At 42.7% G+C, this 26,307-nt stretch carries 17 protein-coding genes and 1 tRNA gene; 12 read left to right on the forward strand and 6 right to left on the reverse strand.

Annotation, left to right across the window (positions count from 1 at the left end; genetic code table 11):
* Window positions 1-48: 48 nt before the first annotated feature.
* Together ACS8FD_RS00955 and cysS are read right to left on the reverse strand one after the other, a co-directional pair.
* The gene (locus ACS8FD_RS00955; RefSeq protein WP_439274015.1) at window positions 49-2,091 is read right to left on the reverse strand and encodes a mechanosensitive ion channel family protein; all 2,043 of its coding nucleotides are present in this window, start codon (window positions 2,089-2,091) and stop codon (window positions 49-51) included.
* A 166-nt stretch (window positions 2,092-2,257) separates the two neighbouring features.
* The gene (cysS, locus tag ACS8FD_RS00960) at window positions 2,258-3,718 is read right to left on the reverse strand and encodes a cysteine--tRNA ligase (protein ID WP_439274016.1); all 1,461 of its coding nucleotides are present in this window, start codon (window positions 3,716-3,718) and stop codon (window positions 2,258-2,260) included.
* Between the two features lie 171 nt (window positions 3,719-3,889).
* Here cysS and ACS8FD_RS00965 point away from each other — a divergent pair, with 171 nt between their 5' ends.
* Complete coding sequence (locus tag ACS8FD_RS00965) at window positions 3,890-4,519, forward strand: cob(I)yrinic acid a,c-diamide adenosyltransferase (RefSeq protein ID WP_439274017.1); 630 nt, start codon at window positions 3,890-3,892, stop codon at window positions 4,517-4,519.
* A 110-nt stretch (window positions 4,520-4,629) separates the two neighbouring features.
* Here ACS8FD_RS00965 and ACS8FD_RS00970 read toward each other — a convergent pair whose 3' ends face one another.
* A complete protein-coding gene (locus ACS8FD_RS00970) occupies window positions 4,630-5,592 on the reverse strand; it encodes a hypothetical protein (RefSeq protein ID WP_439274018.1) in 963 nt (320 codons plus the stop codon).
* Window positions 5,593-6,035: 443 nt separating this feature from the next.
* Here ACS8FD_RS00970 and ACS8FD_RS00975 point away from each other — a divergent pair, with 443 nt between their 5' ends.
* The 11 genes from ACS8FD_RS00975 (at window position 6,036) to ACS8FD_RS01025 (ending at window position 19,504) form a co-directional block, all read left to right on the forward strand.
* The gene (locus tag ACS8FD_RS00975) at window positions 6,036-6,887 is read left to right on the forward strand and encodes a glycerophosphodiester phosphodiesterase (RefSeq protein WP_439274019.1); all 852 of its coding nucleotides are present in this window, start codon (window positions 6,036-6,038) and stop codon (window positions 6,885-6,887) included.
* Between the two features lie 288 nt (window positions 6,888-7,175).
* The gene (locus ACS8FD_RS00980) at window positions 7,176-8,573 is read left to right on the forward strand and encodes an acyl-CoA desaturase (RefSeq protein WP_439274020.1); all 1,398 of its coding nucleotides are present in this window, start codon (window positions 7,176-7,178) and stop codon (window positions 8,571-8,573) included.
* Window positions 8,574-8,791: 218 nt separating this feature from the next.
* Window positions 8,792-10,258 carry a protein adenylyltransferase SelO gene (locus tag ACS8FD_RS00985; RefSeq protein ID WP_439274021.1) on the forward strand — a complete coding sequence of 489 codons (1,467 nt, stop codon included), beginning with the start codon at window positions 8,792-8,794 and terminating at the stop codon, window positions 10,256-10,258.
* A gap of 385 nt (window positions 10,259-10,643) precedes the next feature.
* Complete coding sequence (locus ACS8FD_RS00990; protein WP_439274022.1) at window positions 10,644-12,965, forward strand: NADP-dependent malic enzyme; 2,322 nt, start codon at window positions 10,644-10,646, stop codon at window positions 12,963-12,965.
* Window positions 12,966-13,089: 124 nt separating this feature from the next.
* A complete protein-coding gene (locus ACS8FD_RS00995) occupies window positions 13,090-14,277 on the forward strand; it encodes a tRNA nucleotidyltransferase (protein WP_439274023.1) in 1,188 nt (395 codons plus the stop codon).
* The gene (locus ACS8FD_RS01000; RefSeq protein WP_439274024.1) at window positions 14,264-15,046 is read left to right on the forward strand and encodes a pteridine reductase; all 783 of its coding nucleotides are present in this window, start codon (window positions 14,264-14,266) and stop codon (window positions 15,044-15,046) included. The genes ACS8FD_RS00995 and ACS8FD_RS01000 overlap by 14 nt, the downstream gene beginning before the upstream one ends.
* An 81-nt stretch (window positions 15,047-15,127) precedes the next feature.
* A tRNA-Ile gene (locus ACS8FD_RS01005) sits at window positions 15,128-15,204 on the forward strand.
* 149 nt (window positions 15,205-15,353) lie between these two features.
* Complete coding sequence (locus ACS8FD_RS01010) at window positions 15,354-16,541, forward strand: tyrosine-type recombinase/integrase (RefSeq protein ID WP_201592891.1); 1,188 nt, start codon at window positions 15,354-15,356, stop codon at window positions 16,539-16,541.
* A 32-nt stretch (window positions 16,542-16,573) separates the two neighbouring features.
* Window positions 16,574-17,503, forward strand: coding sequence for a hypothetical protein (locus ACS8FD_RS01015; protein ID WP_201592893.1), 930 nt, complete (start codon window positions 16,574-16,576; stop codon window positions 17,501-17,503).
* A gap of 131 nt (window positions 17,504-17,634) precedes the next feature.
* On the forward strand, window positions 17,635-17,922 hold the full coding sequence (locus ACS8FD_RS01020) for a helix-turn-helix transcriptional regulator (RefSeq protein ID WP_227679641.1): 288 nt from the start codon (window positions 17,635-17,637) through the stop codon (window positions 17,920-17,922).
* Complete coding sequence (locus ACS8FD_RS01025; RefSeq protein WP_201592895.1) at window positions 17,912-19,504, forward strand: DUF3987 domain-containing protein; 1,593 nt, start codon at window positions 17,912-17,914, stop codon at window positions 19,502-19,504. The genes ACS8FD_RS01020 and ACS8FD_RS01025 overlap by 11 nt, the downstream gene beginning before the upstream one ends.
* 782 nt (window positions 19,505-20,286) lie before the next feature.
* Here the strand turns inward: ACS8FD_RS01025 and ACS8FD_RS01030 are convergent.
* From ACS8FD_RS01030 to ACS8FD_RS01040, 3 genes are read right to left on the reverse strand one after another with little or no spacing between them, the layout of a single operon-like run.
* The gene (locus ACS8FD_RS01030) at window positions 20,287-23,439 is read right to left on the reverse strand and encodes a tyrosine-type recombinase/integrase (protein ID WP_201592897.1); all 3,153 of its coding nucleotides are present in this window, start codon (window positions 23,437-23,439) and stop codon (window positions 20,287-20,289) included.
* On the reverse strand, window positions 23,432-25,744 hold the full coding sequence (locus ACS8FD_RS01035; RefSeq protein ID WP_201592899.1) for a hypothetical protein: 2,313 nt from the start codon (window positions 25,742-25,744) through the stop codon (window positions 23,432-23,434). The genes ACS8FD_RS01030 and ACS8FD_RS01035 overlap by 8 nt, the downstream gene beginning before the upstream one ends.
* Window positions 25,731-26,297 carry a hypothetical protein gene (locus ACS8FD_RS01040; protein ID WP_201592901.1) on the reverse strand — a complete coding sequence of 189 codons (567 nt, stop codon included), beginning with the start codon at window positions 26,295-26,297 and terminating at the stop codon, window positions 25,731-25,733. The genes ACS8FD_RS01035 and ACS8FD_RS01040 overlap by 14 nt, the downstream gene beginning before the upstream one ends.
* Window positions 26,298-26,307: the final 10 nt, after the last annotated feature.

A 26,307-nucleotide genomic window follows, 5' to 3' on the forward strand; every position in this document is an offset into this window, starting at 1 on the left:
TTTTATCGCTAAGCCTCTTTAATTAGTCTCTTTAATTAGTATCCTTATTTAGTCCTCTTTAAACGTTATGCGTTCGGTTGGTAGATACGATTTTTGTTCCTCGTATAAATAAGCAAGCATAACTTCACGAACTTGACATTCAAGTATCCAAGCATTAAAGGGACTATCAGAAGCGAGCGCGCCGCGCAAGGTGATAGTATCTTCTGTTACCTCAGTGACAAATAACTCAGGTTCCGTTTCTCCATCCCACAGCTCCTGATCTTTGACGACTTCAATGAATTTTTTTCTGATTACCTCAACATCGACGCCATAATCAACATAGAGATAAACCGGTCTTGTCTGGTGGGACTGAGTGTGTGACCAGTTTTCGACAATCTCAGTGACAAAATGGCGCATCGGTATAATCAATCGACGCTCATCCCAAGTTTTGAGCACGGCATAGGTGTAACGCAAATCTTCAATAGTCGTCCAGTCGCCTTCTATCATTACAGTATCTGCGATTCGTACGGGCTGAGTGATAGCCACCTGCATGCCAGCGATAATATTACCTAAAGTAGGCTGGGCTGCCACCCCAATTACTACCCCAGCAATACCCGCCGACGTTAATAAAGTCTTTCCTAAGCCCTCGATATTAGTAAACTCACTGATGCCAATCCAAATACTGCCCAGAATCATGACAAAGATAAAGACACGTCTAAATATCGAGACATAAGTGAGGCGGATGCGGTATTTATCGAGCTGCTCTTCACCTAAACTATCGATTTGCAAGTCTTTATAACGATTCGCAAAAAAATGAATAATTCGAATCCCTAGCCATACCGTACTGATGACTAAAAACACCCAAATGATAGGCCGAGTCGCGGTTGCTACTGCATCAAGATAAGGAAAACCGCCAGAAGCTAAGGTATAGACCAAAGAGAAGCTAATAGTCAAGGTTAAAGGTACGGTCAGTTTACTGGCCATATCCTTAACACTGCGGCGCCCTACGCTCTCGCTTTTTTGCTCATCGCCTTTACTTGCCCCCATATTGATAAGCTTGCCAACGCCTGTACTCAGCAACCATCCCAGACCCATAGTCGCTAGGAAAAATAACAGCAGGGCGCAGTATTCCCAGATAGCGATACCGAAGAGGCGCGCGGTCAGTATTAACGGTAAGTAACGTTCAAACTTAGCAGGCTGATACTGCTCATACAGATTATCTATATTGCCAACAGTATGCGCTGAAAACACCCAAACCGGCTGCTGATCACCAACGCGTACACGCTCTATAGAAATCGGTACACGGCGCTCACGATAATCCATATAGCCCAAGCGGATCGAGCGACGCGGAATGCCGCGCACACTACTGCTGCTGCCTATCGTCGGCTCAATCAAGCCATCGGGACGATCCGGCATATCATTGAAGACATACAGCTCTTTTTTACGCAATAAATAATCTAGACGTTTTGCCAGCTCAACAGCGCGGTTAGGCTGTCGCTCACTATCAATTAGGTTCATATTGAGCGCGTAAGCGGCCAACCCGAATTGCTGTTTCATAATAGCGGATTGAAAAAACTCCATTGTCGCTAATGGACTCGATAAATGCGGTGGTTCAGACAAAGGCGGCAAGCCTTCATTAAGCTTATTAAGAGGATAATAGTTCGCGTTATAGTCGCCTGTAATCTCAGTATCACCTTGCAAATACCCAGCTTGCGGCACCGCTATCTTTTCTGAGGGATCGATGACCTTGCTAACTATTTCGGTAGGATTGATGTCTTCTAAATCGATACTGCTAATCTTATCTTCAGCGTAATCAACGATACTGTCAGGCTGAGTGGTAATCGATATCGGCGAGCTATCCGCCGTATTATCTTGGCTACTTTGACTGTTTTCTGCAGCATAAGTAGGTAGAGTAATAATTGATAGCACTGTCCAAGCTATCAGAGCATAAACTGTCATCATACTATGCGAGCGCATGAATGACATCGATTGCAAAGAGCGCGTAGCACCCCTCGTCTTAGCTACGCTACTGCATAGAGGATTATCGAGCAAAACCATATCGGCAATGTCAGTAACGCCCTTAGGTTTATCATGCTTGTTACTATGAGCCATTGTTTTGCAGCGCTTTGCACGACAGGATGTAAAAACCTGAGACTTAGTCATATTTATCGTTTTCTAGCAGAAGTATGCTGATAAATTAAAGCAGTCCATAAAATAAAGCCAGTATAGAACTGACTTTATTTGTTAGTATGCGTCTATGTTAGTGCTATTTTTAGCATTAAGCGCGGCGCCAAGTCGTGCCAGCGCTACTATCCTCAAGCTCAATGCCCGCCTCTTTTAGCTGCCCTCGAATCTCATCAGCCCGCGCATAGTCTTTGTTGGTTTTGGCGTCGCCACGCTCAATAATAAGCGCATCAATAGCTGCATCATTAAGCCCATACTCCGACTCTTCGCCAATAACCGCTTGCAAAAACTGCTTTGGCGGTTGCTGTAGGATATTTAATGATTTGGCAAGCGCTCGTAGCTGCTGGGCTGACTGCCAAGCCTTGTCCGTATCCTCCGCTTTGGCCGCTTTATTGACTTCGCTTGCTAGACCAAACAAGATACTAATAGCCGCTGAACTATTAAAATCATCGTTCATAGCGGCTATAAAGGCTTGACCTGCCGCGCTTTGATACACTTGATTGATAAGCTCATTATCCATCTCAAGGGTTTGATTTTGTTGTTGCTCAGCGATCCTAAGCGCATTGTACAATCTACTTAGGCTATTATGCGCCTCATCTAAGGCACTATCAGAGAAGTTGACTTGGCTACGGTAGTGGCTCGATAACAAGAAAAACCGCACGGTCTCAGGATGATATCTGTTAGTCACCTCACGTATGGTAAAAAAGTTGCCTAAAGACTTAGACATCTTTTCGCCATCGACATTGATAAAGCCGACATGCATCCAGTTGTTCGCGTACTCGCAGCCTGTCGCCGCCTCCGATTGCGCAATCTCATTTTCATGATGCGGAAACTGCAGATCGTGACCGCCGCCATGGATATCAAAGGTATTACCCAAGCATTTAGTCGACATGGCGGAGCATTCAATATGCCAACCTGGACGCCCTTGTCCCCAAGGAGAAGTCCACTGCGGCTCACCCGCTTTTGCCGCTTTCCATAAGACAAAGTCAAAAGGATTGCGCTTGATATTTTCAACTTCAACTCGAGAACCCGCTTGCATATCCTCCAGCTTTCGCTTAGAGAGCTTGCCATAATCGCTAAAGCTATCGACGGCATAATAGACATCGCCGTTATCGGCAGCATAGGCATAATCGCCTTCGATTAAAGTGGTGATCATTTGCTGCATCTCATCGATGTGATCTGTCGCGCGCGGCTCTGCATCCGGACTCAAGCAGCCAAGCGCGGCAGCATCTTCATGCATCGCTTTGGTAAAGCGCTCAGTCAAAGTACCGATATCCTCATTGTTTTCGATAGCCCGCGCAATAATTTTGTCATCGATATCAGTAATATTGCGCACATAATTGACGTCATACCCTAACTGGGTCAGCCAACGCACTACCATATCAAAAGCCACCATCACCCGCGCGTGTCCGATGTGACAGTAATCATAAACCGTCATGCCGCAGACGTACATTCCTAACTTGCCAGCCACTAAGGGCTGCAAGGACTGCTTGCGGGCCGTCAATGAGTCGTATACAACAAGCTGAGACTGCGCATCGGTAACTGAGGTAGTCATAACAAAATAGCCTTTTGATAAAATAAAGTGATATAAATCTTAACGCATTATCTTAGCGAAAATGGACATAAAATACTACAATGAGCGCTGGGCGCTGTTAAATAAAACCATTAAAGAAACAGACCTTTCAGCGCATCACGCATTTTAGATATAAAAGATAAGGAGTTATAAATGGGCAATCGTTTAAGTAAGATATACACCCGCACTGGCGATGATGGCACGACAGGCATGGCGGATGGTAGCCGCGTCAGCAAAGCCGATATGCTCTTCACGGTGATGGGTGATATCGATGAGCTCAACTCGCATGTTGGCTTAGTACGCGCCCAATTAACGCAAATGAACACGGTTGCTAATAGAGAGCCATCTAAGCATTTATCCCTCATAAATGAGTCAGACTTTGCGCACGCCTTAGTGATTATTCAGCATTTACTCTTCAACATTGGTGGTGAGCTTGCAATGCCAGAGTACGAGGGCGTGAACGAGACTCATATTGACTGGTTGGAGCAGCAGATAGATAGCATGAATACTAGTTTGCCACCGCTCAAAGACTTTATTTTGCCGACAGGATCGGTATTAGTCAGTCAATTGCACATAGCGCGAACCGTGTGCCGCCGCGCTGAGCGTCAGGCCGTGTTATTACAACAGCAGCGCCCGCAAGCTATCCGTAGTACCGCTGTCAGCTTGATCAATCGGTTATCTGATTGGTTATTTGTCGCGGCACGTTTTTGTACCGATCCTGCTCAAGTCTCTGAAGTCTTATGGGATAGTCAGGTTTTACAAAATCTCGATGGCGGTCAATAGCGCTGTTTAATCACGCCTAAAAAAGCGCCAATAGCTTAAATCTATCGGCGCTTTGTTTATTGATTATTGGCTAGGTCATGAACAACTTTTAGACATAGCCAAAATAAAGCTTAGTAAGTCGCACTATCATCTTCAACGATGACCATATCAATACTATTATCTTCAGGAGCTACCTTAGGGAGCGCGGGTTTTACCGGAGTTTTGTCATTAGTGATAGCCGCTGCGGTACTTTCTTCATTACCATTAGCATTGCTGCTTTGATTAATCGTTGGCGGTGCCGGTGGTGTTGGCGGAGTCGCTTGACGAATGGGCTCTACTGGCGTCACTGTTCTGGGCTGACGGATAGTTTGATTCTCTTCTCTGTTTGACGCAGCGGCTCTACGCTCAGTCGCCGCCTCTGCTCGGCGAATCGCTGCTTGCTCATCTAGCATGGTTTTGAGTGACGAGCCTGCCATAACATCAGCAACAATGCGGATCAAAGCAGGTTGGCCTGCGATACGTGCTTGCACTAGACCGTTTTGAGCGCCAATGACATAGCTAAAAGCATCATCTACAAGCATATTATTATTGATACGAATATTTTCGTTAGCCAAACGCGCTTGCAGGCTTGGTTTATTATTGGATGAATCTATTAAGCTTGCTTGGTACAAGTCCTCGCTAGGCAAGGTCATGCTGACGCTCGCCTGACAAGTGGTCATGCCGCTAGCATTGCTTTCTTGTAAAATAGCGGCGTTCTGTACGTCAATCTTGATATTGCCCACTTTAGTATCGAGCATGCTACTGCTAATGGCAACATCTGCATTGTTTGCATAGTTAGCCGCGAGCGTTTGCGTTTGTTGATCTAAAGTATTCTTTAACGCAGTTTTGAGGCGGTCTTGAACCATAGGGTCATCACACCTCATTGCGGGTGCAACATCAGCATCACCGGCGGCTTGCTGCTCAGCAGTGATGTCAGTAGTATCAACGCTGTCCTCATCGTCTGGGCGACTACAGCCAGCAACGGCTAATCCACACACCAAACCAATACCAGCAACCTGCTGCCATTTCATCCACTTATTTTTGACTACGCTCATACTCGTTTAGCTCCTGAGTTACTGACCTTTTTATAGCTGCCTTTGTGACTCTTTATCGTTTGTTACTCTTTATAGCCAATCACCTTATAGCCAATTATCCTTTGTAAATCAAGGGTGAACCATATTCATTATCTATAGCACTGTACAAGAGACGATTTGAAAATGGCTGTTTTAAAGAATAGCTACTTTAGAGAATGGCACTCAATTGAAAATGCAATCATTATACGGGGTTTGCCTAAGATGTTCAGCATCACAATTTCCAGATATACAAATAAAAGCCGCTATTAGCTGTAAAATCAGCGTTAGTTGCAAAAACACAACACAGAATGCCTGAATACGCCGTAGTCAATAATTAACCGTCAAAGTAAACGTTCTATCATAGAAGACAGCTTATGAGAGGTATAATAACCGGCTCTTATCATTCAACAGATTCATGCCTTATTATGATAAATTTCAAAAAAACGCAACTCCTTGGTCATCGCGGCGCCCGCGTGGAAGCACTAGAGAATACTTTATTCGGCTTTCAACACGCCAAGCGTTTGCTAGCAAAGGGCTTAGCAGGCGTCGAGCTCGATGTGCAACTTACCGCCGATGGTCATTTGATCGTTTTTCATGACGACACCCTGCAGCGTTTATGCGGCTTGCAAGCGAGGATTGACCAATTGAGTCTGCGCGAGATTCAACGTCATACCCAATCGGGCCACCACATCATTACGCTCGATATGTTAGCGCAGTCGTTACCGCTTTCGATGTCTGCTCCTTCATTTAAGCCTCAACGTCAAGCGCTTAATAGTCTGTTGGGCATAGATAACACCAGTACCGCTAAGGCTTATGAGGTGACAGAGTTAAAAAGTCAGGCTCATACTTTGAGCCAGTTTACTCATATCGAGCTTGAGATTAAGACTCACGAGCGCACTGATCACGCCAAACTTGTGCAAGCGTTATTGCGCTACTTAGTTAATAGCCCATTGTCGAGCCTGCCGCTTGTATTGACTAGTTTTGATAAAAAGCTGCTCGCCCAATTACAGCGACATCAGCAGCTATCATCGATACCTCGTGGATTATTAGTGCTCGAACCTAGTCTTATCTCATCGGCACCTAATACAGCGCTAAGATTGGGCTGTACACAACTGGGTTTTCATTATGCGTTGTTAAACGAGCAAATCATTGCTAACTGTCACCGCTATCAGTTACCGGTGAGCGCTTGGACTGTCAATGATATCGAGGCGATAAAGCAGCTAATAGAGTGGCAAGTCGATGTGATTATCACCGATATTCCTTCGCAATTATTATGACCCTAGCGTCGAGAGTTCTCGATTGATATTTTGCTAGAAACTATAGACTTTTCTTGAATAATAACAAGCTATATCAGCTCACTAAGCGCCATGCCTTACGTAACATATCTCCGCACAGTTTTACACTTTCGCTTAATTCCTGATAGTTAACATGGCTTTCATTATAAATATCCTATAACTCATACAAGTTATTGTTATTTAGCAATATTTTTCTAGTGTATATCTGTTCACTTTATGGATTATTTAAGGTAATATAGACGCTGAAATTAATACCGTTAGGGATATTACATGATTGCTAAAAAAGTAATAGGTTTACCACTTAAAGGCTTACGTCTTGCTATGAAGTCTAGTGATGCGCTTATACAAACTGCTGGCACTCAAGCGCTACGTGTTAAGACGTGGTTTGATAATAACAAAAGCAATACCGATGCAGCAGCAGATACTCAGTTTGCTGCCACGAGTGGCTACAAGAATGGGAATTCAGCAGTTAATTTTGAAGGTGTCGACCCTCTTGAACTTGAATTTCAAAAGTCGCCTATTAACTTAGTACCTGCGATTTTTCTGATAGCAACGCCTATTGCAGCCGCAGTTATCACCCCTTGGTATCTGCTAACGCATCAAGTCAGCGCACCAGTCTGGGGTGTCTTTGGCGCCTTTATGGTTTGGACAGGTATCAGTATCACTGCAGGCTATCATCGCTTGCTGTCGCATCGCGCCTACAAAGCGCATCCTTTGGTAAAAAACTTCTTACTATTAGGATCAACGCTTGCTGTGCAAGGTTCGGCCTTTGATTGGGTCTCAGGTCACCGCACCCATCATCGTCATGTCGATGATCGTATGGAAGATCCGTATTCAGCGCAGCGTGGGTTTTTCTTTAGCCATATTGGCTGGATGCTACGTAACTACCCTAGTGGCCGCTTTGACTACAAAAACATTCCTGATCTAACCAAAGATAAAGTGCTACAAATTCAGCATAAGTATTATGGTCTTTGGGTCTTAGCGACCAACGTCGCTATGGTTGCCGCTGTAGGTTGGTTGATCGGTGATGTTTGGGGTACGCTAGTGCTAGCAGGCTTACTACGTCTAGTGCTGACTCATCATTTTACTTTCTTTATCAACTCTTTGTGCCATATGTTTGGTACGCGCCCTTATACCGATACTAATAGTGCACGTGATAACGCAATCTTAGCTATCTTTACTTGGGGTGAGGGTTATCACAACTATCATCACTTCTTCCAATACGACTATCGCAATGGCGTGAAGTGGTGGCAGTACGATCCAACAAAATGGTTAATCTTAGGTTTATCTAAGCTTGGTTTGACTAGTGAGCTGCGTAGAGTGGATGACACCACGATTAAACATGCCGAAGTACAAATGCAGTTTAAGCGTGCGCAGCAGCAAATCGACAAAGCAACTTCTGACGGTATCGATATTCCACAAGCGATGCAAAATTTCCAAGATCGTATTAAGTTTGAATATGATGCGTTTAAACAAACCGTTGAAGAATGGCAAGCGCTAAAAGCCAAAGCAGTTGAGATGAAAAAGACGGATTTTGCTGATCGCTTGCATGAGGTTGATGATAAGCTTAAGCACGAATATATCAAAGTTGAGCAAAAAATCTTTGAGCACAATAACAATCTCAAAACCGCATTTCGCTCGATTGGCTTTGATAATAAAGCCGCTTAAGTTTAACTAAGCCAGTTTTTACTCTAGTTTTCGTCAATCAATAAGTTTCTCCTACCCTCTATCTGTGACAGATAGAGGGATTTTTTTGTCTGGAATTTTTCTGTATTTATAGCGTCTGCTGAATATAAATTACTACTAAGCAACAGAGCTTATCATTGCGATATGGTGGCTATGTTATAGTGGCTTTTTAAGAGATTTAATTATAATAGGAAGCCGTTATGCGCTACCAAAATAGCTATGCCAAATTAGACCCGCGTCTGTATCATAAGCAACCGCCAAGCGCTCTGAATAACCCGCGTGCCGGCCACTTCAACTCACAAGTCGCTGAGCAATTAGGCTGGTCAGCTGATAGCGAGCTGATGGAGCATTGGGTCGATATCGTCGGCGGACACTATGTGCCTGAGGGTTTTGAGCCGCTAGCGATGGCTTATGCCGGTCATCAATTTGGACAGTGGGCGGGACAATTGGGCGATGGACGCGGCCTACTGATGGCGCAAGTTTTGGATAATAATGACACTTTACAAGACCTGCATCTTAAGGGTATCGGCCTGACCCCTTACTCGCGAATGGGAGATGGCCGGGCGGTACTACGTAGTACTATCCGTGAGTACTTGTGTGGCCATGCTTTTGCCCAGCTAGGTATCCCCGCCTCCAATGCGCTTGGGTTTGTGGTCTCAGATACGCCCGTGCGCCGCGAAACAATGGAAGCAGGCGCCGCTTTGATGCGAGTAGCAGACAGTCATGTACGCCTCGGTCATGTCGAATGGATAGCGAGCTTTGCACCGGACTTACTCGGCGAGTTTACTGACTATATGATCGATACTTACTATCCAGAGTGCCGCGATACTGAGCAGCCGGTACTGGCATTTTTGAGCAATGTTGTCGAGCGTACAGCGCGTATGATTGCGGACTGGCAGCTGATCGGCTTTGCCCATGGGGTGATGAATACCGATAATTTATCAATTACCGGCAGCACCTTAGACTTTGGACCTTTTGGTTTTATGGAGCGCTTTAATCCGGCTTGGATTAACAACCACTCTGACCACACAGGACGTTACGCTTATCAAAATCAGCCCGCTATTGGCTATTGGAACCTTAACGTCTGGTTACCGCACTTTATGCGTCTTGAGAGCGTAACTCGTGAGACTTTAGCAGACTGCTTAGCGCCTTATGAGACTACCTTTATGCAGCATTATCAACAAGGGCTGTGTCGTAAGTTAGGACTTCCCCACGAGCAAGAGAGTTTACAGCTGGGGTTTGAGTGGATGAGTTTATTAGAAGATAACTTACTCGATTATACCAATAGCTTTCGAGCATTATTAGGCTTGGTTGCCCCTGATAAATACCCTCATGAAAAGCAATTGCTAGCGACTTTAAGCCATGAACTACCTCCAGAAGCGCTAGCAGTTTGGCAAGACTGGCGTCAGCGTTATCTAAACCGTCTTACTAACTTAGCTACCGATGAGGTAATCAATAGTTTGAAAAACAATAATCCAGTGTACGTGCTGCGTAACGAGATGGCACAGCGCGCCATTACTGCCGCCCAGCAAGGCCAGTTCGATGAAGTGGCTAGAGTTTATGACTTACTAAGCCGGCCTTTTGACGTACAAGATATCGCCACCGAGCTTGATACGACTCCCCCTGCCCCTAACGCGCCGCAGTTACCGATCAGCTGCTCTTCTTAGATGGCATGTTGCTTATGGCTTATCCATTTATGATTTGTCAATGCTGATGGATAATTCTAGGCAATTTTATGCTGAATAAATGACTGGTAACGTTATATTAATTTGCACATTTAGTAGCGGTTGACTAGGCAGTGAATTGACATTGATGCTAGAATAGTTATTTTTTTAGCGTATGGTCTTTAGCAGCCTAGCTAAACGCTGTGTGCTTCATAAAAATTTGGCTCTATGTTAGCCTTTATCTTTTATGGATAACGGCCTTCACAATATTAAGGCGCTGATGTTAGCCTTTTTTATGAGTCAGCTCGAAGCACCCTTTTTTATGATACCTCTGGATCTCCTATAGCACCTTTATTCTAACTATTTTATCCTAACTATGGCCATTATTATGAATGACGATACCTCTTTGAATACGGACAGCCCAGCTTCAGAAATAGAACAGTTTGAACAAGCGGCTCTTCATTACCATTCACATCCTCGTCCAGGTAAAATCTCAGTCACTCCTATCAAGCAGCTAGCCAACCAACGCGACTTAGCCCTTGCTTACTCACCGGGAGTTGCCGTACCTTGTCTTGAGATCGAAAAAGATCCAAAACTAGCGGCTAAATATACGGCTCGTAGCAATCTAGTTGGTGTCATCACTAATGGTACAGCAGTACTTGGCTTAGGTGATATCGGTCCTCTAGCCTCAAAGCCGGTTATGGAAGGTAAAGGCGTCCTATTCAAAAAATTCGCCGGTATTGATGTTTTCGATATTGAAATCGCCCAAAACGATCCTGACAAATTTATCGAAGCGGTAGCGTCTCTCGAGCCGACTTTTGGTGGTATCAACCTTGAAGATATCAAAGCACCAGAATGTTTCAAAATCGAGCGCGAACTGCGCGAGCGTATGAACATTCCCGTCTTTCATGATGATCAGCATGGTACTTCTATTATTGTTGCAGCCGCTCTACTTAACGCTCTGATCTTAATCGATAAAAAAATTGAAGAGATTAAGATTGTCTGTTCAGGTGCAGGCGCTGCAGCTATCTCTTGTTTAGATATTATCTGTGCTTTAGGCGTTAATAAAGACAATATCTTTGTCTCTGATTCACGCGGTATCCTGTCTACTAGCCGTAATAATCTTGACGAATCCAAGCAGCGCTATGCCCGCGATACAGAAGCGACGACGATTGAAGAGGTTATGGATGATGCCGATATGTTCTTGGGACTATCGATGCCTGGCATCTTAACTCCTGACATGGTCAAACGTATGGCAAAGGATCCTATCGTCTTTGCTCTTGCTAACCCAACGCCTGAGATTATGCCAGAATTGGCGCATTCCGTACGTCCAGACGTGATTATGGCGACCGGTCGCTCAGACTACCCTAACCAAGTCAATAATGCACTGTGCTTCCCTTATATCTTCCGAGGCGCCTTAGATGTTGGCGCAACCGCCGTTAACGAAGAGATGAAAATCGCTTGTGTTCGAGCTATTGCGGCTATGGCTCATGTTGAAGCCACTCCTGTAGGTAATGTCAAAACCACGGATAAGATGCGCCGTTTCGGTCGCGACTATTTGATCCCAGGTCCACTCGAGCCAAACTTAATCATTGAGATTGCCTCTGCTGTCGCGCAAGCGGCTATGGACTCAGGCGTCGCTAGCCTGCCTATTTTAGATATGAAAGCGTATCGCCAACAGTTATCTGAGTTTGTTTATAACTCCGCGTTTGTAATGAAGCCAATCTTTGCTCGCGCCAAATCAGATCCTAAGCGTATCGTTTACTGTGAAGGCGAAGATAATAACGTTCTATTAGCCGTGCAAGTTGTGGTCGATGAACAGTTGGCTCAGCCTATTTTGGTTGGTCGTCCGGCAGTGATCGAAGCCAATATTGAAAAACTTGGCTTACGTCTACAAAATGGCGTCAACATGACTATCGTCAATCAAGATGATGATCCACGCTATAAAGACTACTGGCAAGGCTACTACGAAAAGAACAAACGTAAAGGCGTTAGCATTGAGCTGGCTCGCCGTGATGTTCGTCGTAAGACCTCACTCATCGGCTCTTTATTGGTCGAAAATGGTGATGCCGAAGGCATGATCTGCGGTACGTTTAGCCATTATCAGCTGCATTTAGAATATGTACAAAACGTCATCGGTAAAAAACAAGGCGTTAGTGATTTTTATGCAATGAACGCGGTATTGATGCAAGATCGTAATATTTTTATTGCGGATACTTACGTCCATGAAGATCCTACTGCTGAACAATTGGCCGAGATGACGGTATTAGCTGCGGAACAGCTCGAGCGCTTCGGTATCACACCAAGAGTTGCTTTGGTTTCGCATTCTAACTTTGGTACCTCAAACCGCGCAAGCGCCGTGAAGATGCGCAAAGTCTATGAGTTACTGACCGAAATGAAGGTCAACTTCGACTTCGATGGTGAAATGCAAGGGGATGCCGCGCTTAATGAGAATATTCGTATAGAGGACTTCCCTTCTACCGAATTTAGAGGAGCGGCCAACCTGCTAATACTGCCAACGCTTGATGCAGCAAATATCGCCTTTAACCTGTTAAAAACCGCAACCAATAGCGCCTCAATTGGTCCTATCTTATTGGGTGCTAGCAAGCCGGTACATATCCTAACGCCATCAGCGACTGCTCGCCGTATTGTCAATATGACTGCGCTTGCCGTCACCGAAGCATTAGATTTAGAAGAAGAACAAAAGTAGTTCTGCAATTTTAGTAAGTACTAGCCCTTATTATCTAGTGATAAGTGCTATGCTATAATAAAATCAGCTAACGTCACGCGTTAGCTGGTTTTTTTTGCTCAAAATTTAGATTTTAGAGGTGATCATGCAAGTGTACTTAGTAGGCGGTGCGGTTCGCGATAGGCTGCTTGGTCGCCCTGTGACTGATAAAGACTTTGTGGTAGTAGGGAGCAGCGTCGAGCAAATGCTAGCGGCAGGTTTTCAACAAGTAGGCGCAGACTTCCCTGTATTCTTGCACCCAACCTCGCACGAAGAGTACGCTCTTGCCCGCACTGAGCGTAAGCAAGGACACGGTTATCAAGGCTTTAGTGTCCATGCCAGTCCTGACGTGACTTTATTCGATGACTTGCAGCGCCGCGACTTAACCATTAACGCTATGGCAATCGAGATGACCAGCTTAACCGATGATACACCTATCACTGGCGAAGTCATCGACTATCATGGCGGTCTAGAAGACATTGAACAAAAAACCTTGCGTCATGTCTCAAACGCTTTTAGCGAAGATCCGCTACGGGTGCTGCGAGTGGCGCGTTTTTACGGGCGTTATCATGACTTAGGGTTTAGTATCAGTAGTGATACCTTGCAATTAATGCGTAAGCTGGCCACTTCTGGCGAGCTTACGCATTTGAGTAGCGAGCGCGTTTGGCAAGAGTCTAGCCGCGCTACTATGCAAACCTCTCCTCATATTTATTGGCAGACGCTATTTGACATTGGTGCGCTTAATGATAATTTTGCAGCAATCGCGCAGGCATGGCAAAACACTACTATCAAAGAAACTGCACAAACGGCATTATACTTTGCCGGTCAAATGCAACTGAACCTCTCGCAGCGCTGGGCGCTACTTATGGCAAGTCTAGATGACTCCTTGTTTCATCTGAAAAATTATAAAGGCACAGCTTCTAAGAACATTAGTAATATAGGTCAGAGCTCTAAAGTGCCTAAAGCACATACCCAATTTGCTAGTCTTTTTGTTCAGCAGGCGCAGCAGCTAAATAATATAGAAGATCTAGACGCGGCACAAAAGCTCGATCTCATTCAAGCTTGTAGCGCGCACAAAGTCCCTGAGAAACTCTCGCAATTATTAGTCACCAGCCAAGTGCTACAGTTGGCCATTCATCACCGACAGATGATGCTAGCGCTGAGTAGTTTTCATGCTATTGATATTACTGATATTACAAGCGGGCTAAAAGGACCAGCTATTGGAGCGGCTCTGCGCGACGCTCGAATTCAGCACCTGCAAACTCAAAATGAGCAAGCTTATGACAGATCATAACACTGCCCCCGTTATACTCGTCACTGGCAGCGCTAAGCGTATTGGTGCGGCTATTGTTAAAGCTGCCCATTGTCAGAACTACCGTGTCATCATTCACTGCCATAATAGCCAGTCTGAGGCTCAAAAACTCAGCGACGAGCTCAATCAGCTACGCCCGCATAGCGCCAAAGTACTACTGGCAGACTTATCAGTGATTAATACTAAAGACCGCTTAGACGCATTTGTCAAAGCTATCATCACCTCATTTGGTCAGCTCGATGTATTAATACACAATGCTTCTCGCTTTTATCCTACCCCTATAAATAGTATTGATAATGAGCAATGGGATGAGCTGTTTTTAACTAATGCTAAAGCGCCTTTGATGCTCAGCCAAGCACTACTGCCCTACTTGCAAGCTCAGCAAGGCTGCATCATTAGCCTACTCGATATTCACGCGCACGATAAACCATTTAAGGGTTATAGTATCTATAACATGGCAAAAGCGGCCCAGCGGATGATGGTACAGTCTCTGGCAGTAGAGCTTGCGCCTGTTGTACGAGTCAATGGTGTGGCACCAGGAGTCAATATTTTACCTGAGACCAATAGCGATCAAGCGCTCGATCCGGGGCTGCAGAATAGTATCGTTGACTCCATACCTCTACAGCGAATCGGTAAACCCGAAGACATCGCTCATAGCGTGCTCTATTTAATACAAGCCAGCTATGTCACCGGACAGATTATCGACGTCGATGGCGGTCGTAGTCTCACTTTAGCAGGTGGAAAGTATTAAAATTTAGTAAATAATCCTGATTCTGCTTATCTTTTACTTGAAAAATTAGAGAAATCAGGTATCATTGTGCGTCTAACGTTAGGGCCCATAGCTCAGTTGGTTAGAGCAGAGGACTCATAATCCTTTGGTCGTAGGTTCAAGTCCTACTGGGCCCACCACATATTAAATCAGGCTTGTTCGCAGCGATGCGGCAGGCCTTTTTTTATGAGGTTTTGTGAGTTTTACGAATATCTTGGTATGTGGCGAACAGTATAGAATATTGGTATATTTGTTGGTATAGATTATACCAACTCGGAGATATACCAACATGCCATTAACTCATACTATTATCAACAAACTAACCCCAAGTGAAAAATGCACCCCTAGCCGCCCTGATAAGCATAGTGATGGCGATGGCCTTCAATTATGGGTAAGACATACAGGGAATAAAGTTTGGATCAGTGCTTACCGCTGGCAAGGTAAACAACAGTCACTCACTTTGGGCAAGTATCCAGTAATAACCTTACAGCAAGCACGCCAGCGCAACCTAGAAATAAAGCAGCTTATTAATGAAGGTATCAACCCAAAAGAGAGAAAAAAGGAGAAGCTTGCCGAACAAGACGGGTCAAAGCTTTTTGATACCATAGCACAAGCGTGGTATGCAGACCGTAAAACCTTTTTAGCGCCAAGTACGTTTAGTCGCAACTATTCAGCCTACATACGCGACGTTAAACCAGTTATCGGCCATAAGCTTATCGACGATATTACATCACCTGATATTTTAACGATTGGTAAAAATGTCGAGCAACGCGGGGCTAATGAAATGGCGCGGCGCATAATGGCTGAAGTTGGACAAATATTTAAGCATGCTATTCGTATAGGTGTGGCTACCTCAAACCCTGCAGCAGATTTATCAGCGGCAATCAAACCGCATAAAACTAAAAACCACAGCCGCATTACCTCAAAAGAGCTGCCAAAACTTTTGCAAGATATCAATAACTACACTGGCCATATAACCGTTAAATTAGGTCTACAGTTTTTATGCTACACATTCGTACGTACTAATGAGCTCAGGTTCATGGAATGGTCAGAAATTGATTGGAACGATAAAATTTGGCGTATCCCATCAGATAAGATGAAGATGGATAGACCACATATAGTCCCACTTGCGCCACAAGTCATAAATATATTAGAGCAAATTAAAGAGCTAAACTTCTCAGAACAGTATGTATTCTATAACCCATCTACTCGCAAACCGTACAGCCAAAACGCCTTCATTAATGCTTTATATCAAATGGGCTATAAATATAAAATGACGGGGCATGGTTTTCGGGGTCTAGCGAGTACTACCTTGCATGAACAAGGCTTTAGGCATGAAGCTATAGAATTACAACTGGCTCATGAACAAGAAAACAAAATTAGTAAAGCATATAACGGTGCTCAGCATTTAGACTATCGCAAAGATATGATGAATGAATGGGCGAGTTTTATTGAAAAAATTAAAACAAACTATTAACTAAACATATCAATCTAACTAAAGGTAGTAAAATGTTTGATAACTCTAGAGAATATTATAATTTAGAAGAAGTTAAAGAAGGCTTATCTGCAATTTTCAGTGAGCCTGTCACCCCTTCTATGCTTTATGATTATATTCGTATAAATAAACTAATTCCTTATGTCCTGTATTCAGGAGTAGTTTACGCAGCTGAACATCGAACTGTATTTTCTGCCAAAAAACCTACTGAAGTTGGTTTAATCAATATGTCAGTTTCTTGTACAGCTATCTTTAAAGCTTCAATTGATAATATAGAGCTATTGTCTCACAGTATTGTACCGAGGATAGGATACAGTAGTCTTCTATATACTTTGGAAGATCTTTTAACATACAAAGATGACAAAATGCAGGAACTCATAGACCTAGAGCCTATTGGTTATCGCTTATTTAGTTTAGATAGTGAAATAAATGAAAACAGTAAGTATGAATTAAAATGTGAACTGAAATTCAAATCACGTGATTTGATTCAATTTGCTAATCAGGTACGTGAAAAATTAGAGTTTCACAATATAATGGTAGAACTGAATGAGAAAAAAGAGATTATAAAGAAACTAGAATCTGAAAATAAATCGTTGAAATTAGACTTAAACAAATATAGCTCAGATAAAAATACTAAACAACTGCATTCAATTGAAAAGAGAAATTTGATAAACAGTTTGTTTAGAGGGGTAGGCATAGCTGTAGCAGATTATATATGGAAAATGGATGATAAAGAAAAAGTTATGAAAAAACGCATGGTTCAAGAAGTTCAATCTATTCTATATAACATACAGAGTCCTATGTTACCTGAAGAGTTTGAGGTATCTAAAAACTCTACGATAGACGGATGGTTAAAAGATATTGTTCCTAGCTATGCTAATCCGAATGGTAGACCTAAAAATGAAGACCAAGAGGAACAACCTACTCTTTACATGAAAAAATAAACCCCTAACTCGTAAATTATTCCCGATAACCCCCCTTATCATAGTGATTTGGGGGTTTTTTGTTTTTAGACAGAACTATATTATTCGATACATACCGCAGCATGTCGCTGTGGTATGTATGGAGAAATAAAATGAACGATAAATACAATGATAATGGCTGCAATTCGTCATTAAAAAATGAAATGATTAGGATGTTACCTACTCAAGGCATGTCGCGAGCAAAAGATATTTTACCTTATCTTCCATTCTCGAGAACCACATTGCATGAATGGAGTCGTGATGGTAGGTTTCCTACCTGTATCAAACTCTCACCTTCCATGGCAGTGTGGCGCAATTCAGATGTTATAGAATGGCTCGAGAGTCATGATAGGCCGCTGATTATCTCTAAACAAGCAGGAGGAGAAACTGATGAAAGTTAAAAATAAAAACGCTCATGTTGGTAGCATGAGCGTTACTGATCACGAAAAAGCTACATGTGACTGTAAATTTAATAGAGATCTTTTGAATGTTAATATTAACATGAAAAGCGCTTCTTTGTTACAACATAACATTAATATGTTGGAAATTGATAAATGGCCAGATCCTGAACCACTAGCCAACGACTCTAGCAAGCCTACGTCTTACCCAATCAACGCATTCACAGGCTCATTGCGGCATACCATTGAGGCAATAGCCTATTATGCGCAGGTGCCACTTGCAATGGCTGGTCAGTGTGTATTAGGCGCGTTATCACATATAGGCCAGCAGTTTATTGACGCACCTTTTGGAAATAGTTATAAGCCAGCGAGTTTGATACTAATAACAGAAGGTGAAAGTGGCGCTGGCAAGACTGAGACCATGAAGTTAACACATTTGAAAATTGATGAGTATGAGCAACGACAATATGAACAATATATTGATGCATTAGTATTATGGGAAGCTAAAAAGGAAGTCTTAAATGGCAAGGAATTAAAAGAGTTTCTTGAATCAATACCTAAGCCATATAACCCTGAAATGGTATTCAAAGATATCACAATGGAGGCCTTACTAGATAAGTATGTAAATCGAGAAATTATTGTTGCAACGTGGGCAAGTGATGATGCAGCACAATTTTTCAATGGTCCTTCAATGACTAGTAAGACAGCTGGTAATAGCTTGACTGGAATTACTGACTTATATAGTAGCGGTATGGTCAATCGATCACGGTCACAAAAGACTGCTTTTGCTAACCCACGTACAAAAGCATATGGCGCACGTTTAACCTTGATGTTAATGGCACAGCATGTCATTTTAGAACCAGCATTAAGCGATCCGTTAATGAATGGTCAAGGGCTTTTAGCCCGTGCTTTGATTGCTTGTCCTGAAGATCTGCGAGGATATAGAACATGGAATGACCCAAAGCGTAGAAGTGATAGCTCAGACGACAACCCTTACTTAATAGAATATTGGTCACGCTGTCAAGTTTTACTTGCTACTTTGCCCGCCGATGGGCCAACCGACGTCGCAGACAAATCTGAACGCATCAAAATACAATGGGCAGATGTCACAGCTCAACAGACTTTTGATGACCATATGCAAGCAATAGAAGATCGTCAGAAGCTAGGTGGTATATTTGCCACATTAAAAGCGTATGCATCACGCATGGCAGAAAATGCGAGCCGTATAGCTTCATTGATTGCATTCTTTGAAGGACGTAGGACAATCAATAGTGATGATATTAAACGTGCTTTTATGTTAGTTGAATATTCTACAGCTGAACGCTTACGCTATTTTGATAGCTCGCCTACAGGTGAGCAAAACGATAGTGAGAAGTTAAGCAACTGGCTTGTGAGTAAGGCCAAGAATAAGAATCCTACTATTTTAAATCGTACTGATGCTTTCAACGGAGCACCTATGCCAATGCGCAAAAATAATAAATTGTTGCAAATTGAGTTGGATAACTTAGAAAGTAAAGGGCATATAATACAGTCAACCGATGGCAGAAAAAAAATTATTGAGATCAATCCAAAATTGTACGCATAATACTTAAACCTTTAAATATACTTTTAAATTGCTCCTAGCTTTATAGCTAGGGGCTTTTTTGTTAGTATCCAACACCTAAGCGTACTTTAGTTACATCAAATCAGTGTAGAAGTGCAATACCTAGGCAGTTTAAGACAGCTTAAGCACATTCTGTTATCAAATCAACCCTTTACTATCAAAATGCTATAGCTTGTTTAGGCAGAAAAGGCACACTCTTAGTCATATATAAATATTTATCGCATCTGTTATGGCAGATATATGGATGCCGTTTATTTATTATTAATAAGCGATAGTAAAGATAGCCTAGATTAACACACCAAGTGCAACGCTAAATAATATTATAGAACACCTGGTTTGGCGTTCTAAACCCTAAACGCTTTCTTGGTCGGTTGTTTATTCTATCCTCAATAGCCTGTACTTCATCATCAGATACCTGTCTAAAGTCACACCCTTTAGGCAGGTACTCTCTAATCAAGCCATTGGTATTTTCGTTTGTTCCTCGTTACCATGAGGCATAAGCATCAGCAAAGTAGAATCTACTGTAAAGACGTTCAATATGGTGTTCTTTTATATCAATTATGGCTTCATCTAATGGCAGCATACTTTTTGAAACACCACCTAATTTTTATACATAAATAAGGTTAAATACATTTCAATAAGTGTGCCTCTATTCCTTTTATTGCCCTCATTCCTTGATATCAGAGCTGTCTCATTGTTAACGACAGATGCCTAAATGTGCCTAATCTGCCTAAAAAAATGAGTAAAAAATAGATTTGTTAACTTTAATCGATCGGTATTAGTATCATCAATAAATATCCAAGATACTTCAGCATCCCCGACGAAGCATAATAATCATCTGTCATAGCCATGTTTTTATCAGATAGCCTGTGCTTCTTCTGTACCACTCTCACCTCATAGCCATGAAAACTCTCACGAGCACCGACACGTATTGAGCTATCGAGCTCGAGCTCCTTTTTAACATTACGCACTGCTTGCTCGCTATGTGCCCTAATCTGCCAATAACTGGCATCGATAAGTTGACAACCTACTGTCACGAACTGCTGTAGCATTTTAAGCTGCGTCTCTTTAATCCCAAAATGAATTGATGAAGTATTTAAGTTTTGCTTATCTTTAAATACATCTACGAGCGATTTCAGTCTAGCAGGCTCATCAATTGACATCTGATAAGCACGATCAATTGCTTTAACTAAAACTTCCTGGTTTTTATGTCCCGTCGGCGCTCTTAGCAATAACCTATCATCGGTAAAAATTTGATTGGTACTGTTGTAAATCTTTATAGCCTCATTAACAACGATGCCATGCCGAAGTGCGACCTCTGCCAACTGCCCTGCTCGTTTATCGACGCTTATTTTTTGTAGCTCTTCTAACAGCACAATGACATCATAAATTTTAGGATGAATAAATATAGAAAGCTGAGTATCTACTGCGTCATTTTGCGTGTTTTGCTGGCAAGCTGTATTAGCTGATGGGTTGTTATAAGAAAATAGAGACTTTTTGCTTGCAACCCTGCCAATTAAATAGCCACGCATCTTATCAAGATAAACCTGTTTAGTACTGGCATTATATGCCCTGCCGTCTTGCCTATTTACTGTCTGGTAACCAATGCTAGTTACCATCTCAAATACGGTTATAGGCATAAAAAGTTTGGCTTGACTCATTTTCCAGCCAGCCAGCAAATGAGCGCTATGAATGTAGTGCTCAAACGTAGTATCTGGCGTTAGATGTCCAGCAAGGCTAGCCAGCCCAAACCACATTCCCTTTTCTTTATTATTAGCAAGCACGGCGCTAGCGATAGCCTCGCTATGATCTCTATCATAATCTGTCATCACCTGAGCAAGTGGCGAGTCATTTAATACCAGCGCCAGTTGGCTAATCGATGTATGCCGAAAGCTATGGAAGGTGAAATTATGGGTAAACAGCAATCTATCCCATATTATTTTCATCATATTACTGAAAAATACAGATGGTAGTGGTTGATCGCCTGACCCTTGTGAAAATAAATAGCGGCGCTTTAACCTTTTTTGTTGATAATAGAGTGCGATGAACGGTTGCAACTCATCAATCTTGAAAAGCTTGTCTATCGGTATCACTCGTTTGGCACTGCTGCTTTTAAGCCTACGATAGCGGTTGGGTTTGAGGATTATTTTTGGCGCTTCAATCACTTGGCCATTGATAAACCCTATATCTGTAATGTCGTTAACCTTAGTACCAATGATTTCATTGATACGCATACCAGTGCGATAAGCAAGTGCTAGAACCACAAAGCACAATTGCTTTTGCTCAAAATTTAAATTTGATGACTGCACATACTCTTTCATCGCATGATACACACGCGGTGACACCATCTCAGCTTTTACTGCCTGCCGATTATTGCCCCATGGAAAATACACATAAGGCGCATCAAAGTTTATACATTGATGACCATGAAATGCACGCAGACGCCCATAAGTAAATTTCTGGCTGTCTTTTAGGCGGTCAAGATGAGATAGCTGTTGACCAGTAGCATTGTTATCATTATCTATACCACTAGACGTATCATCAAACTCTGTTGACTTGCACAGTACAGACAATTTGCGACCATCTTTTGCCTTACTCTGAATAATCTGCTCGTATATCTCTTCAAAATCCTCACTTTCCCACTGATCAACGTCCTCATCCATCGTTAGCATCAACCAGTCGCGACCAATGCAGCCGATATATTTACTGATGGTATTGAGCCGAATGCTATGATCATCCAGTAATGATAACGCCCAGCTAAGCAAGCGTTGCGCATTAGGCTGGCTAGCGTCTGTCATTAATATTGTGATAGTAGAAATAGCAGCGTTTCTAGTTAATTTGAGTGCATTTTGCAACTCTTTGATCAGATTTTTGCTAAAGCTTGGGTAAGCTGTAGCATCTCTCTTACATTGTGATGCTCCTACCGTCTGATAACTGGCATCAAACAGTTCAGACCACTCGAGTGGCTCAGGACTTGGCTTGATGAGCTCTCGGTTATAATTTATGAGCTTATCCGTAGACAAACCTGTGGTTTTAATATTACCTTGCTTCACCACGGAGAGCGCACCATCAATCAGGCTACCTTCTAGCTGTCGCCAGTGGTAGTTGGCATATTTGATGAGCATTGAGTGCTGCGGGCGATCAATATCTTTATTGGTGAGTTGAAGCGTTTTTGAGATATTTTTGATTATGATATTAAATGGCTTGATCTTGGCAGTGTTTAACTCTTTATCCTGTAGAGCGTATAAAAAACACAAGCTCATATCATCGGGAATATAATCGACGAAACGCTTTAGACTTTCACTCTCATCAGCCGCGCAGCCATAATTATCATCAGGTACGCTAAGCGGTATTATAGCTAAATGCTCTACCCTGCTTTTTTCATCAGTCGCTGCCATGTCAATCTGATAAATCTGACGTTCATCAAATAGCCAATCATAGAGCGCTTTTAACACCTCAATGTCGTTGATACCGCTATACATGATGCTGCAATATAGTAATCCCTCAACCAAGTCATTCACTGAAAAACACCGTTTTCGTTGCCAAACCTCCATCATTATCGCGCTACTGTCTGCTACAGCGCGTCCATGCACAAACCAGTCATAGTTAATGGTCAAGCGCTCACGAGTCGCCAGTATCGGTACCACAGGCTCGTTAAGGTATATCTGGTGAGCTTCATTATAATCACGAACAAACTCTAAAAACCCGCGCCGCGCCAATTGGAAGTTTTGAGCGGTATCAAAACTCTCCTCTAGTAACTGGTTAATCGCTTCGTAATGATGCTGAAGCTCACAAGGCGATTGCATAGGATATTGATTGATATATTCTTTAATTAAGGCTTTAGCATCATGCTTGATACTATTTTTAGCTTCTTCTCTATTCAGCTGTCGCAGTTTATGGGCGCTAATATTATCCATATAGGCGAACCTCAATTTGTTTTAAGTGAAGGTCTGTAGCAATCGCATCTAAATGGGGACTGAGCTGGTGCAGCTGATTGATAAAGCTTGATGACATTGGATGCATAAATTCTTGATTAGGATGCTCATGACCGTAAAGCGCGCAAATCAGATAGTCAGGCACACGCCCTGTGAGCATGGATCTCAGCTGATGACGTAGCCAATTATCCTGATGACTAAAAAAGTCCTGCAACTGATAGCGGACTCGGCTTGGCGTAATACTGGCAAAGCCTTTTGGATTTTTTTGGTAAATTTGAATGAGGGGTTGTTCTGATTGCAAGATGGCATTAATGGGATAAGGCGCTGCTGGACATAATGAATTATAGATGGCAGCAAATTGCTTAATATAAATAATGTAGTTTTGAATAGCCGTTATCAAAAAATTGCTAAGAGGAATGAGCCTACCATCAGACTGCGCATGACGCTCTTCTTTGTCAGATACCCATAGCATGCGCCGCTGAAGGTCAAACTGGTGTAGCAAGCCTGGTGCATGCTTGACTGGGCGAATACCGGTTTGGATCATGACAATATGCCACAACCAAATACTATAGCTATTAAACTGCGCAATATAGCGATCCATGTGGGATTTTAGTTTCCCGTTAAAGCTCTCGGCACTGACAGCCAATTGATTAAAGAACTGCTGGCACATTGTGGTCTTTAGTGCCATATCACTACCAATGTGGCTTCTATGACCGTTCATCGGTACGCTACACTCATCTATTAAAAGTGCTTTTTGCTCATCATTACAGTATTCAGTTATTAGCTCTACTGCTTTTATATAAGTTTGCTCTAGCTCTACCGTTTTAGTACTAAGGTAATACAGCGCAGAGCTATGCCGTACATCAACACCTGTGATCAGGTCAGCATATAATGGCTTATTAAGCTCGTTTTTGATCAATACAAACAGGCCTGCTTCAATATATTGGGAACTCAGTGCTGGCAGGTTAAGCAGATCTTTAGCATAAGAGATAGCGTCTTTAACAGTATCGGATGAAACGGTAATTTTATCCTCAAGCATAATTTGTAAAGCTTCAGGAATTGCACGATAAAAGGTACTGCCATAGCTTTGTCTGTGGGCAAGCAGATGACTTCGAGTATTGGTCGTCACATCAATCGTGATGGCAATGCTACTAACTTTACGGACACGGTCATATACCAAATACTGCCGTTGACTGTGACTGCATTGCCAATCAGCAATGATGCTATCAATACTAAGACCGCTTAACAGTGATAGTATTAAAACGACATACCCAGTGCCTCCCTCTTTATCAACACTCATAAAGCGTTGCCAAAGCGTGGCAAATAGCATCTGATATCCGGTAATACTTAGCTGACGATGATTGGTTGGGAAATGAAATTGATTACGGCGGGCATGTTGATGGTTGTTCTTTAATCGCCATTGCTGCAGCTCAGAGGATTTAGCAATTTGTGTGGCTGGCTTAAAGTCATTGTCTAGCAAGGGTACTTCGTCGTCATCAGCAATATTTTCAGCGATTGCCACGTTACTGTACTTTTTTGATTGTTTCGTACCAAACACTATTCTTTGTAGCGGCTCACCATTGATATGCGCCACTGTCTTGGTGACTGTTTGAGCCAACTTTACGCGTTTAGTATTTTCAGTATAGGTTTTACCAATAAAAGCCTTATTATCAATCGCTACCTCATAAGCCAACCTAATTTGACCTATTTTACTACCAAGATATTGGTTGGCTGTTTCACCTGTTGCCTCTTCCTGTCTGACTCTTGCCTCATACTGTTTGATGTGACTCAAACATGAGGATAAGCCATCGCACTGATCGTGAATACTGATTAACTGGTCGAGAATGCCACGTTGTGGATCAGAACGCCTTAGCGCCATACGAACACGCACACCAAGCTTATCTATTTTGGCAAAGTGTTTGTTGTGGCGTACTGTGATCATAAATATCACTTTTAAGTAGCCGCTCATAAATCGCCAAACATTATTATTTATATCAACTTCGCCATATGTCTGATAAAAGACTATTAGCATATAGCTGACTGCCCACTCTACTGTTTTACCTTGCCGAATGATTTGTTTAATCACATCTTCACAGTCTATATCAGTAAAGCCTTTAAGATTGTCATAGGGTGTCGAAAACACTAAACCAATATCATCATCTGGCACCAAACTAATCACATCAATCACAAGCTGAGACATTTGTATGTGATATGGTGAATCTATTGGGATAAGCTTGTCCAACACTCGCCTGTCGGTCACATCATGAAGTAATTTAGTGTGACCCATAAGATGTGTCCATCCAATTCAGGTTTTTGGGTAGCCCCAGTATCGCCTCATCATTGGCTACCTTACACTGCTGATACTCATAAGCACTTTGGCTGATACCAGCGAACTGACAATAACTGGCGACCGTTAATCGGTGCACGCCCATTAGCTCACAGATAAGCTGCTTTGGCGAATTCTGATATATCGCTTTAAACAGCATGGGATGATCCACACCATTAAACCTAGATAAACTAAGCACCTCACACCATGCTAGCCGTTTAATGTCATGACTGCTCTCAGGTGCAATTAAGCATGGCTGTCGATATCTAGTCTCAAGCTTCATAACTTCATCAATACGCGCAAAGGTATTAAAAAACTGATAGCTATCTTCTACAGCACACAATCGTAGTGGTTGACGATAATAGTCATCTAAACTTGCCAGCTGTGGTCGCAGTAGAGGTAATCGATGCTGCTGCCAAACCATAAAGGCAGATTTTGCATCAGGATGAACCCGTAGATTTTGTGAGGTAAGCACTACCAACTTTTGGGTCGCTTTAAGGCTTTTATTTTTCATTATAGAACGC

Source organism: Psychrobacter sp. 1U2 (assembly GCF_051847575.1).